The following is a 12,207-nucleotide window of genomic DNA, read 5'->3' as shown; positions in this document are numbered from 1 at the left end:
CGCGCGGCTAGAATGGCGGGATGCAGCGAATGGACGACATGATAGCGCGCGGCGACGCGACGGCCGCGTGGCGCGAGCGCGACCTGGCGGTGCTGTGGCACCCGTGCACGCAGATGCGCGAACACCTCGATCCGGCGGGCACCCTGCCCCTGCTGCCGGTCGAACGCGGCGAAGGCGCGTGGCTGATCGGCCGCGACGGCCGCCGCTACCTCGACGCCATCAGCAGCTGGTGGACCAACCTCTTCGGCCACGCCGAGCCGCGCATTGCCGCCGCCATCGCGCGCCAGGCGGGCACGCTGGAGCACGTGATCCTCGCCGGCGTGTCGCACGCGCCGGCGGTCGAACTGGCGGAGAAGCTGCTCGCCATCGCGCCGCGCGAGGCCGGGCGCGAACCGCTGGCGAAGGTGTTCTATGCAGACAACGGTTCGGCCGGTGTCGAAGTCGCACTGAAGATGGCCTTCCACTGGTTCCGCAACCGCGGCATCGAGGGACGCACGAAGTTCATCGCGCTCGACAACGGATACCACGGCGAAACGCTCGGCGCGCTCGCCGTCGGCGACATCCCGCTGTACCGCCGCGTGTACGCGCCGCTGCTCGCGCAGGCGCTGTTCGCGCCCTCGCCCGACGCGTACCTGTGCGACGACGGTGAAACGCCCGCGCAGCGTGCGCAACGCGCCGCCGACGCGCTCGCCGCGCTGCTCGAACGCCACGCGGGCGAAGTCTGCGCGCTGATCCTGGAACCGCGCGTGCAATGCGCCGGCGGCATGCGCATGCACGATCCGCTGTACCTCCGGCGCGCGCGCGAGCTGTGCGACGCGCACGGCGTGTTCCTGGTCTGCGACGAGATCGCCGTCGGTTTCGGCCGCACCGGCACGCTGTTCGCTTCCGAACAATCCGGCGTGCAGCCCGATCTGCTGTGCCTGTCGAAGGGGCTCACCGGCGGCGCGCTGCCGCTCGCGGCAGTGCTGGCGACGCAGTCCATCTACGAGGGATTCCTCGACGATTCGCGCGAGAAGGCCTTCCTGCATTCGCACAGTTACACCGGAAATCCGCTCGCCTGCGCCGCGGCGCTGGCGTCGTTGGCGATCTTCGAGCAGGACGACGTCATCGCGCGCAATCGCGCCACGTCCCAACGCATGGCGCGACTGGCCGAACCGTTCGCCGGACATCCGCACGTGGCCGATGTGCGGCAGGCGGGGATGATCGTCGCGTTCGAGCTGACGCGCGGCGGCGACAAGCGCACGCCGTTCGATGCATCCGCGCGCATCGGGCTTCGCGCGTACCGCGAAGCGCTGCGTCGCGGCGTGCTGCTGCGTCCGCTGGGCGACGTGCTGTACTGGATGCCGCCCTACTGCGTCGACGACGACGCCCTGCAACTGCTCGCCGACACCACGCGTGCGGCGATCGACCACGCCATCGAGGAAGCCGCATGCGCCTGACCCGCGTCCACGTCGACGAACCGCTGGCCGTCGGCCGCGAGATCGCGTTGCCCGACAGCGCCGCCGCGCACCTGGGCCGCGTGCTGCGGCTGGGCGTGGGCGATGCGTGCGTGCTGTTCAACGGCGACGGCCACGATTACGCGGCGCGCATCGTCGCGATGAACAAGCGCGAGCTGCGCGTGGCGATCGATTCGATGGAACCGGTGACGCGCGAGTCGCCGCTGAAACTCGTGCTGCTGCAGGGCGTCGCGCGCGGCGAGAAGATGGACCTGATCCTGCAGAAGGCGACCGAGCTCGGCGCGCACGCGTTCCATCCGCTGTGGTCGCAGCGCAGCGAGGTGAAGCTCGACGAAGCGCGCGCGGAGAAGCGCCTGGCACACTGGCGCAGCGTCGTGTCGTCGGCGTGCGAGCAGAGCGGACGTGCGCTCGTGCCGGAGGTCGCCGCACCGGTGTCGCTGGCGGCGGCATTGACGGCGCTGCCTTCGGGCGGGCTGCGGTTGATCCTCGACCCGGAAGGCGAGCTGTCGTTCGGCACGCTCGAGGTCGATATCGCGCAACCGGTCCATCTCGCCATCGGACCGGAAGGCGGCTGGTCCGACCTCGATCGCACCCAGCTGCGTGCCGCCGGCTTCCGTGGTCTCAGGCTCGGCCCGCGCATCCTGCGCACCGAAACGGCGGGACTGGCTGCGGTGGCGGCGTTGCAGGCGAAGCTCGGCGATTTCGCGTGAGGCCCCGCGGCCTTGGCCCCAATCGTCCGCTCACGCGTAACGCATCATCAGCCACATGAGCAACGCAAACAGGACGAACACCGTCATCGCGATGACGGTTGCATAGCGCGTCAGCAATGAGGTGTCGGGATGTTCAAGCATGGCCTCGAACGCCTGCGCATCCACGCTGAGTGCGGGCTCGTGAGTGGGATCGCGCAGCAACTTGCGGACGTCGTCCGCCTGCTCGTTGATGCAGGCGAACAGGGCCCACTGTTCGCCCATTCTGGGCCGCTCGACCAATGGCGCGAACGTCGGAATGCCTTTTGAAGCGAGCAGGTGGCGAACGCGTTTCAGTTCGTCGCCATCGTGGAAGCGGCAGATGAATTCCATTCAGGCCGGTCGGTAGAGGATCAGATCTTGAAGTACACCTTCCGCGCATCCAGCACCCGCACCACGCCCCACCACACCAGCACGAACGCGATCGCATACGAGAGCGACGCCACGTATGGCCCGGAGCGCGGCGCGATCCATCCGGCGAATGCGTGCTGGTACAGCGGATCGAGCCAGCCGAGCGCGGCCAGCGCGTAGAGCATGAAGGCCGAACCGGCGTACGCGGCGATCGCGTTCACGCCGAAGGCGCGGCCCAGCGGCGGCCAGCCACGCAGGTCGATGAGCGAATGGAAGATCGCGAGGACCCAGCACGCGATGCCGCCAGTCCACAGCACGTAGGACGGCGTCCACAGGTTCTTGTTGAGCGGCTGCCACGACGACCACGCGAGGCCGGCAGCCATCGCGACCGCACCCGCGATCCACAGCGCGCGACGGTTCCCGCGCCTGAGCCATTCGCCCGCGCGCAGGCCGAGCAGCGTCGTGGCGAGCGCGCCCAGCGTGCTGACCAGGCCTTCCGGATCGTGGCCGCGGCCGGTGGCCGCATCGAGCTGGTAAACGTGCGCGCCGAGCAGCGCGTGGTCGATGCGGCTGGCGATGTTCACGAACGGCTCCAGCGAGCCGCCGGTCGCGAGCAGCGCGCCGTAGCCGGCGAGCAGCGCGCCGATGAGGACCCACTGCGTGCGCGCCCGCGTGTGCAGCGCGAGCACGCCCGCGGCGGCGAAGCACAGGCCGATGCGTTGCAGCACGCCCATCACGCGGTAGTGCGGCAGGTCGAACGCCCACAGCGCGCACAGGTGCAGCAGCAGCCCGAGCCCGACGATGCGCGCGGCGCGCACGAGCACGGTCTTTGTCAGCGCGCGCACGTCGTCGCCGCGTTCGACGCGCGGCAGCAGCGCCAGCGCGATCGACACGCCGACGATGAACAGGAACATCGGGAAGATCAGGTCGGTCGGCGTGCAGCCGTGCCACGCCGCGTGTTCGAGCGGCGCGAACACGTGGCCCCAGTCGCCCGGGTTGTTGACCAGCAGCATCGCCGCGACGGTGAGCCCGCGCAGCGCATCGACCGAGGCGTAGCGCGGTGCGGACGGACCGCCAGCGCGGTCGCCGCGGCTCAAGCCGCCTGCGCCAGCGCGAGGCCGATCTGGGTTTCGATCGCGCCGAGGTCCGGCAGGAACGCCGCGTCCTCGTTGAGCAGCACGCGCGCCTGCACGCCGTTGGGGAGCGGGTTGTGGTCGTCGACCACCACCAGTGCATCGCGCGACACGGTGACCAGTCGCGGGAAGCCCTGCGTCAGCAGCGCGAAATATGGTGCGCGCGGATTGCCGCCCAGCGCGCGCAGCACGATCACCTTGCTGCCCAGGCCACCGCGTTCGTTCGCCAGACCCGAGAACCGGCCGAACGCGAGCAGCGGCAGCTGCCAGCCGCGCCAGCGGATGCGGCCCAGCAGCCAGTCCGGTGCGTCGGCGACGGCGTCCGGTTCGGCGTAGGAGAGCACTTCGGCGATGGTCGCGTTGGGCAGCAGCAGCCGTCCGCCCGCGACCTGGATGAGCACGCCGCGGATGTCGTTTTCGGGTGCGCCGCTGGATTGGGCTGCGTGTTCGGTGGCCATGTCCTGTGCTCCTGGGTCGTGCACCTGCTCGCTCAGCGCCAGCGTTCGGCCAGACGCGCCGCCAGTTCGGCCGGCTGGCCCGACTGCGCGCCGCGCGAGACGAGCGCCGACGCGGCGACCGCATCGTAGCAGCCGTCCGCCGCCTGTCCGGCGACCAGCGCGCCCGACCACGACAACTTCATCGCCGCATCGACCTGCGCCGGATCCGCGCCGCTCAGCATCAGCACGGCGGAATCGCTGGCCGGCAACGTGGCGAGCACGTCGTCGCCGCCTTCGACGAAGCGCATGCCCGACTCGCTCACCGCGATGGAAACGTCCGCCGGGAGGATGTAGATCGTGCCGGCCATCGCGATCAGGCCGGGCTCGGCCAGGCGTACCTGCAGGGGCGTGGCGCGCTGCATCTGCGCGACGAGGCGGTCGTAGCGTCCACCGTCCAGACGCTGCTGGACGATCACCGGACGCGGGAATTGTTCCGGCAGGCCGCCGAGCAGCTGGCGCACCGCATCCGGTCCGCCGATGCCGGCGAGCACGAGGATCGCGCCGCCCAGCTGCACCGCCGGCTTGTCCTCGACGAGTTCGAGCGCGGAGATGCGGCGCTCGATGTCGCCGAGGTCGCGCTGGAATTTGTGGTTCGGATCGGCCTCGCGCGCGGCAGGCGCCGAGGCGGGCGCATCGTCGGTGAAGGACCAGTCCGGCGCGGCCGGTGCGGCGGCCTTCGGTGCGTCCACCGCCGGCGCGCCGTCGCGGCTGACGTCGAACATCAGCACCGGTGCGGACGCGGCGGGCGCTGCCGCCGGAATCGACGTGGACAGCTCGACCACGTCCGGCATCGTCGATTCGAACACCGGCGTTGGCGTGTCGGCGACTTCGTAGTCGAAGCTCGATTCGAACGGTTCGATCACCAGTTCCGCGGACGCATCGATGGCGTCGGCCGGGACCAGCGACGTGTCGGCGGCGAAGCTCAGTTCGATGTCGGCCAGCGCCGGCGGCAGTTCGACGGCCTCGGATACATCGAAGCCGGCTTCCGCGGCGACGGGGTCGAACGGGCTGAGCGTGGTTTCGTGCGTGTACTGGACCTGCGTTTCGGCGATTTCCAGCGCCGGCGGGGCGGTGTTCGCCACGGCAACCGGCGCGGGCGTTTCGATCACCGGCCCACGCGCCGCGATCGTGGCGACCGGCGCCGCTTCACTGGTCGGCGCCCGCGATGGCGCGTCGAACGTCGCGACCGGCGCGGCGGCTTCGACCGCACGTGGCGCGGCGACCGGTTCCGGCGGCTCCATGCCTTCGGGTTCGTGGCCCGGCGGCAGGACGTCGCCGTGGCCGTGCAGCTTCGCGGCGAGATGGCGCACCCAGCGCGCCAGGTCCCAGCCCTCGCGCGTGGCGGCCAGCGCGGCTTCTTCGTAGATCACTTCGACCGACGGATCGGCCAGCACCGGATCGAACTTCTCGATCACGTCCTCGGTGACCGGATCCAGCGCGACCACGATCACCTGCGGCGCGGCCTGGCCGAGCGCTTCGGGTTGAAGCGTGGTCGGGTCGGCTTCCAGCACCAGGTGCGCGCCCGCGTCGGCCAGGGCCGAGCGCAGGCGTTCGCAGGCTGCGCCCGGTCGCGCCAGAAGGACCGCGCGACGGGAGGACTCACTCATTCCGTGCAGCCCCCAGCAGCTCGTACACGTTGCGCATCAGTTCCGGCTCCTGGTACGGCTTGCCCAGGTAGCGCTCCACGCCGATCTCGAACGCGCGCTGGCGATGCTTGTCGCCGGTACGCGAGGTGATCATCACGATCGGCACGCTCCGCAGGCGCGGATCGCCCTTCATCGCGGTGGCGAGCTCGTAGCCGTCCATGCGCGGCATTTCGATGTCGAGCAGCATCAGGTCGGGCACGCGCTCGACCATGCGCTCCAGCGCGTCGACGCCGTCCTTCGCGGTGAGCACCTCGAAGTTGTGGCGTTCGAGCACGCGGCCGGTGACCTTGCGCATGGTGACCGAGTCGTCGACCACCATGACCAGCGGAACGCGGCGCGTTTCGGCCGGCGCGACCGGCGCGGCGACGTGTTCGCGCGGCAGCATCGACTGGCGGCGCACCAGCGGCGCGACGTCGAGGATCACCACCACGCGGCCGTCGCCCATGATGGTCGCGCCGAAGATGCCCGGCACCGACGCCACCTGCGGACCGACCGGCTTCACCACGATTTCGCGGTTGCCGACGACCTGGTCGACGCACACCGCCGCGCGCAGGTCACCCGAGCGGATCAGCAGCAGCGGCATCTGCAGCGCGCCTTCGGCCTTGGCGGTGCCATGGCCGACCAGCGTGCCCAGATCGTGCACCGCGTAGTCCTCGCCGCCGTAGCGGTAGGTCGCGTCGACCATGTCCAGGCGGTCGCGGGCGATGCGGCCCACGCCGCGCACCGAGGCGATCGGCACGGCGAAGGTGGTCTCGCCGATGCGCACGAACACCGCCTGCGTGACGGCGAGCGTCTGCGGCAGGCGCAGGGTGAAGGTGACGCCCTTGCCCGGCGTGGACGCGATGTCGAGCGTGCCGCCGAGCTGGCGCACTTCGCTGGCGACCACGTCCATGCCCACGCCGCGACCGGCCAGGCGGCTGACCGATTCGGCGGTGGAGAAGCCCGGTTCCAGGATCAGCGCGTCGATGGCGGCATCGGACAGCGTGGCGCCTTCCGGCACCAGGCCGCGCTCGCGGCCACGGCGCAGGATCGCCTCGCGGTTCAGGCCGGCGCCGTCGTCGGCCACGATCAGCACGACTTCCGAACCTTCGCGGCGCACCGCGATGCGGATCGTGCCTTCGTCCGTCTTGCCGGCCTTCCTGCGCTTGTCCGGCGTTTCCAGGCCGTGCGCGACGGCGTTGCGGAGCATGTGCTCCAGCGGCGCGGTCATGCGCTCGAGCACGTTGCGGTCGAGTTCGCCCTGGGTGCCGTCGAGCTTGAGCGCGACGTGCTTGCCCAGCTCGTTCGAGGCCTGGCGTACGACGCGGCGCAGGCGCGGCAGCAGGCCGTCGAAGGGCACCATGCGCGTGCGCATGAGGCCTTCCTGCAGGTCCGAGCTCACGCGCGACTGTTGCAGCAGCAGCGTTTCGTACTGGCGCGTCAGGTCGTCCAGCGTAGTCTGCAGGCTGACCTGGTCCGCCGCCGATTCGGCGAGCGCGCGCGAGAGCTGCTGCAACGTGGAGAAGCGGTCGAGTTCCAGCGGATCGAACGCCTGCTCGCCGTCGTCGCCCTCGCGCTGGTAGCGCGCGACGATCTGCGCTTCGGTTTCGATTTCCAGGCGACGCAGCTGGTCACGCATACGCGTGTTCGTCGCCGCCATTTCGGCGATGGCGCCACGGAACGCACCGAGCTGCTGTTCCAGGCGGGCGCGGTAGATCGCGACCTCACCGGCGTAGTTGACGAGGCGGTCCAGCAGGTCGGCGCGGATGCGCACCTGTTCCTGTGGAGCGCGCACGCCGATGTCGTCCTCGTCGGTCAGCGGCTGGTCGCTGATTGGTGCGGACAGCGGCTTCAGGTCGACGTGCGGTTCGTGCGTCGCGTCGTCGACAACCTGCGGGGCCGGCTTCGGCGCGGGCGCGGGCGCCGGCTTTGCAGCGGGCTTCGCGACATGGGCGGCAGCCAGGTCGCCCAGCGTCGTCTCGCCGCGCGAACGCGCGTCGAACTCGGCGATGAGCGCTTCGGGCATGGCGATCGCGCGGCGGTCGCCGACCCGGGTGACCATCGCATGCAGGCGGTCGAAACCGCGCTCGAGCAGTGGCACGCCGTCGCGGCCGAGTTCGCAGCGGTTCTCGACCACGGCTTCGAGCAGCGATTCCATCGCGTGGCCGAGTTCGCCCACGGCCATGATGCCGGCCATGCGCGCGCCACCCTTGATGGTGTGCAGGTCGCGCTGCAGGCCGACCAGCGATTCGCGCTCGGTCGGGGCTTCGCGCAGTTGCGCGAGCAGACCGTCGGAATGGTCGAGCAGGTCGCTGGCTTCCTCGACGAAAATGTCGACCAGCTCCGGATCGAGCTCGCTCAGGTCCAGCGCTTCGTCCGGATCGTCGGCCCCGGCCAGCGCGTGCGCGATGAGCGCGGCCACCGCCGGCTCCTGCGCCTCGATGGACGGAGCGGGCGCTTCGTGCGATGCCTGCGAAGGCTCGTGCGCGGGCGCTTCGGCGAACGCGTCCTGCGCGATCTCCTCCACGTCCGGCAATTCGTCGCGCACGTCGCCGATCGACGGCGCATCCACGAAGCCCTGGCCGATGGACGCCGCTTCCAGCGACGCGGCTTCGACCGTCGCCTGCTGTTCGCGGGCGACGCGCTCGGCTTCGGCGTATTCGGCTTCCAGGCGCGCGTACTCGGCTTCCTCGTCGGCGATGCGCGCCGCTTCGAGGCGTTCGGCTTCCAGGCGCTCGGTGGCGAGGCGCTCGGCCTCCAGCAGTTGCGCTTCGATGCGCTGCTGTTCGGCGAGTGCGGCGGCCTGGCGCTCGGCCATCGCCGCTTCGACGGCGGCCTGGTGCGCGGTTTCCGCAGCGAGCCGCTCGGCGTGTTCCGCGGCAAGGCGCTCGGCTTCGGCGCGTTCGGCCGCGACGCGTTCGGCTTCGGCGCGTTCGGCTTCGGCGCGTTCGGCGGCGAGACGCTCCGCTTCGGCGCGTTCGGCGGCTTGTTCGGCGGCGCGGTGCTCGGCCTCGGCACGTTCGGCAGCGAGGCGTTCGGCTTGCGCCTGCTCGGCCGCGATGCGCTCGGCTTCCAGGCGCTCGGCTTCGGCGGCTTCGGCGGCGAGGCGTTCGGCTTCGCGTCGTTCCGCGTCCGCGCGCGCGTCTTCCTCGCGCTTGAGCAGCGCCAGGCGTTCGGCTTCGCGCTGCTGTTCTTCCAGCGCGAAACGCTCCGCTTCCAGGCGTTCGACTTCGATGCGCTCGGCGTTGGCGCGCTCGATCGCCTCGCGTTCGGCCTCGATGCGGCGCGCTTCGGCCAGCTCGGCCTCGATGCGCGCGGCGTGCGCGGGATCGGAGAGGTAGTCCGGGCCGACGTCGGCGGCCAGGTCGGTGAACTCGCTGAGGTCGATCGCGGTGAACGCGGGCTCGGCCGGCTCGTGCTGCATCGGCTGGCGCGCGTCCGGCAGGCTGTCGCGCAGCGCGCGCATGCGCTCGGCGAGGCCGTCGAAGGTCGGGATGCGCGGTGCCGGCGACTTCAGCGTCGCCAGCGTGCGGCGGATCGCGTCGGCGACCTCGCCCATCGCAGCCACGCCCTCGGTGCTGGCGGGCTGGGCGGAGGCCAGCAGGCGCTTGACGTAGACCTCGGTCGGACCGGTGATCTCGGTGATCACCGGCACTTCGGTCATCGCGAAGGCGCCGTTGAGCGTGTGGAACGCGCGCTGCAGGCCGTCGTCGGCCGGGCGCGGCTGCGCCTGGGCGGCGGCCAGCCACTGTTCGATCGTGGCCAGATGGCCGCTGACTTCGGCGTCGAGGATTTCCAGCAGCACCGAATCGACCGAGGCCGGCACGCCGGACTCGGGTTCCAGCACCGGGGCGGCGTCGAGGACGGGCACGTCGTCGAAGCTGATTTCCTCGACGTCCACGCCGTCCAGGCCGTCGAAGCTGACGGCTTCCAGCGTGATCTCCTCGATCGCCGGCTCGGCGACCGGTTCGACCACCGGCTCGACCGCCTGGACAACCACTTCCACCTTCGGCGGCGCGGGCGTGTACAGCGTTTCGTCGCCCTCGGCGAGGCGATCGGCATGGGCTTCCATCGCCGGCAGGTCGGCGGTGATGGCGCCTTCGTTGCGCAGCGCGGCGTGCAACTGCGGCAGCGCCGTGTACGCGTGGCCGACCAGGCCGATCACCGCCGGGCTCGCCGGACGGGTGCCGTCGAGCACGCGATTGAGCAGGTTCTCGATCTTCCAGCTGAACTCGCCCAGCGTCTTCGCGCCGACGAGGCGGCCCGAACCCTTGAGCGTATGGAAAACGCGGCGGATCGGACGCAGGCGCTCGCTGTCTTCCGGCCGCGCGTGCCATTCGGGCAGCAGGTCGCCCAGGTGGCGGATTTCCTCGTCGAGTTCCTCGAGGAACACCTCGCGGATCTCGTCGTCGATGTCGTCGCTGTGTTCGAAGCCGCCGGCGGCGATCTGCTGCGGCGTGCTCGCGACCGGCGCGGGCGCCGGCGCCGGAGCGGCCGGCGCGGAAGCGGCGACCTGCGCGACCGGCACTTCGGCGGCCAGCGTCGGCGATGGCGTCAACGCATTCGCGTCGAAGGCCGGCGCGGCCGGCGTGCCAAGCGTGATCTCGTCGGTCAGTTCGAAGTCCGGAACGCGCGCCAGGTCCTCGCGGCTGATCGGCGAGGACGGCGCCATCGTCGCGGCGATGTCGAACTCCGGCAGCGGCCAGTAGCGCAGCGCTTCCAGGCTCTGGCGGGTGATGTCGAGGATGTGGTTGCGGTTCGGGCGCTGCTCGCGCAGCGCTTCGAGGTAGTACTCAAGACTCGCGAGCGCGTCGGCGAGCGTGTCCAGCTGCTGGCCGTTGGGCACGCGCTTGCGGCCGATCAGCTCGACCTCGGTGTAGCGCTTCACGCCGGTGAGGTAGTCGGCCGGCTGCGGCAGCTCCAGCATGCGCAAGGCGCCGGCGACTTCGTCCAGCACGCGCGGGACTTCGGCCAGTTCGGCGTGGTCCCAGTTGGTTTCCACGAACGCGACGAACGCCTGGCGCGCATCGCCGAAGTTGGCGATGGCTTCGCGCACGAGCACGTCGAGCACCTTGCGCGCCTCGCCAGCGAGCAGGTCGTCCTCGGCGCCGGCGTCGGGCAGGCCCAGGCGCGAGACCTGGTCGTCCAGCGAGGCGTCGACATAAAGCAGTGCACCGGCGACGTCGAGCAGCGCGCCCTCGTCGGCCGGACGCTTGCCCGAGACGATGTCGTGCATCGCGTCGCGCTGCTGCAGCACGACGGTGCGGGCGACGCCCAGTCCCATCATGCCGAGCGTGTCGCTGACGCGGCCGAGCGCTTCCACCTGCGGCTTGAGCTCGGCGACGTCGGTCTGGCCGGTGCGCAGGTGCAGGTCAAGCGCGTCCTTGACGCGCAGCAGGTCTTCCTTGATCGCCGCGGCGACGGTGTCCAGCAGCGCGCGGTTGCGGCCCGACAGCGAGCCGCGGGCGTGTTCGAGTTCGGACTCGCTGGGCAGGTGCGACGCCAGTTCGAAGGTGTGGCGCAGGTCGTCCAGCGCCGGATGGCGGCCGTCGCTGTGGGCGACGTGGTAGAGCAGCTGGCGGGTCGGCTCGGCAGCCGGCTCGGAGCGGTGCGCGCCGAAACCGTCGTCGGCGAGCATCAGTCGCGCTTCGCGCTCGACGCCACCGAAGGCCTGGCGCAGCGCGCGCGTGGCCGGTAGCGCGCCGTCGCGCAGGGCGCCGGCAACGGACGATGCGACCCACAGCATGCGGCGCACGGGTTCGAGCACGACTTCGCCGAGCAGGCCGTCGATGGCGCCGGCGAGCTTCTCGGGCTGGGTCGGGTTGCCGTCTTCCGGCCAGTTCGCCAGCGCATCGCGCAGGGCGGCCAGGTGCGGCGACGTCGCGCCGCGCGTCGGCGCAGCCGCCGGCAGGGCGCTGGGCAGGTTGGCCGGGAGCGGGCGGTCGAGATCCGGCGCGAACAGCACGCTTTCGTTGAGGCCCGCCTCGCCGCGCGTGGCGCGCAGTTCGTTGAGCAGCGGCAGCAACACGATCGGAATGTCGCGATGGCCGCCCTGCAGGCGTTCCAGGTAATCGGGCAGCAGGACGACGCCGCGCATCAGCGCCGCGCAGGCTTCGTCGCGGTCGGCGACCTTGCCCTGCTGCAATGCCAGCGCCAGGCGCTCCATCTCCTCGGCGACCATCGCCGGCGCGTACAGCTCGACCATGCGCAGCGTGCCGTGCACCTGGTGCAGCTGGTCGGCGCAGTGGCGCATGCGGGTGGCGTCGGCGGGATTCTCGGCGTACGCCTCGATCTCCTGCTGGGCCAGGCGCAGGGTCTCGTCCAGCTCGGGCTTGATCCAGCCCAGCGTGGTCGTGTCGATGGCCTCGCGCATCACGGTCATCGTCCACCTCGCATGT

The 12,207-nt window shown here is 71.1% G+C and carries 7 protein-coding genes; 2 read left to right on the top strand and 5 right to left on the bottom strand.

Features of this window, described 5'->3' with window-relative positions:
* Positions 1-29 precede the first annotated feature (29 nt).
* Together bioA and AC3ANK_RS03670 are read left to right on the top strand one after the other, a co-directional pair.
* Positions 30-1,439, top strand: a complete 1,410-nt coding sequence (gene bioA / locus AC3ANK_RS03675) for an adenosylmethionine--8-amino-7-oxononanoate transaminase (protein WP_484172153.1) — start codon at positions 30-32, stop codon at positions 1,437-1,439.
* Entirely contained in the window at positions 1,430-2,167 is a 738-nt protein-coding gene (locus tag AC3ANK_RS03670; protein ID WP_484172152.1) for a 16S rRNA (uracil(1498)-N(3))-methyltransferase, read from the top strand. The genes bioA and AC3ANK_RS03670 overlap by 10 nt, the downstream gene beginning before the upstream one ends.
* Before the next feature lie 30 nt (positions 2,168-2,197).
* On the opposite strand, the gene AC3ANK_RS03665 is transcribed toward AC3ANK_RS03670, so the two are convergent.
* The 5 genes from AC3ANK_RS03665 to AC3ANK_RS03645 are packed head-to-tail and all read right to left on the bottom strand — an operon-like array spanning position 2,198 to position 12,191.
* Positions 2,198-2,536, bottom strand: coding sequence for a hypothetical protein (locus AC3ANK_RS03665; RefSeq protein ID WP_484172151.1), 339 nt, complete (start codon positions 2,534-2,536; stop codon positions 2,198-2,200).
* 20 nt (positions 2,537-2,556) lie between these two features.
* Positions 2,557-3,651, bottom strand: coding sequence for an acyltransferase family protein (locus AC3ANK_RS03660; protein ID WP_484172150.1), 1,095 nt, complete (start codon positions 3,649-3,651; stop codon positions 2,557-2,559).
* On the bottom strand, positions 3,648-4,145 hold the full coding sequence (locus AC3ANK_RS03655; protein WP_206859925.1) for a chemotaxis protein CheW: 498 nt from the start codon (positions 4,143-4,145) through the stop codon (positions 3,648-3,650). The genes AC3ANK_RS03660 and AC3ANK_RS03655 overlap by 4 nt, the downstream gene beginning before the upstream one ends.
* 32 nt (positions 4,146-4,177) lie before the next feature.
* Complete coding sequence (locus AC3ANK_RS03650; RefSeq protein ID WP_484172149.1) at positions 4,178-5,791, bottom strand: chemotaxis protein CheB; 1,614 nt, start codon at positions 5,789-5,791, stop codon at positions 4,178-4,180.
* Positions 5,784-12,191 carry an Hpt domain-containing protein gene (locus tag AC3ANK_RS03645; protein WP_484172148.1) on the bottom strand — a complete coding sequence of 2,136 codons (6,408 nt, stop codon included), beginning with the start codon at positions 12,189-12,191 and terminating at the stop codon, positions 5,784-5,786. The genes AC3ANK_RS03650 and AC3ANK_RS03645 overlap by 8 nt, the downstream gene beginning before the upstream one ends.
* Positions 12,192-12,207 lie beyond the last annotated feature (16 nt).

This window comes from Lysobacter sp. SCRH-1R (genome assembly GCF_057747855.1).
This window is presented reverse-complemented; position numbering and strand designations above follow the sequence as displayed.

What these genes read in the sequence shown, in the direction of transcription:
- bioA (WP_484172153.1), top strand. Translation starts at nt 30, where the DNA reads ATGGACGACATGATAGCGCGCGGCGACGCGACGGCCGCGTGGCGCGAG.
- AC3ANK_RS03670 (WP_484172152.1), top strand. Translation starts at nt 1,430, where the DNA reads ATGCGCCTGACCCGCGTCCACGTCGACGAACCGCTGGCCGTCGGCCGC.
- AC3ANK_RS03665 (WP_484172151.1), bottom strand. Translation starts at nt 2,536, where the DNA reads ATGGAATTCATCTGCCGCTTCCACGATGGCGACGAACTGAAACGCGTT.
- AC3ANK_RS03655 (WP_206859925.1), bottom strand. Translation starts at nt 4,145, where the DNA reads ATGGCCACCGAACACGCAGCCCAATCCAGCGGCGCACCCGAAAACGAC.
- AC3ANK_RS03650 (WP_484172149.1), bottom strand. Translation starts at nt 5,791, where the DNA reads ATGAGTGAGTCCTCCCGTCGCGCGGTCCTTCTGGCGCGACCGGGCGCA.
- AC3ANK_RS03645 (WP_484172148.1), bottom strand. Translation starts at nt 12,191, where the DNA reads ATGACCGTGATGCGCGAGGCCATCGACACGACCACGCTGGGCTGGATC.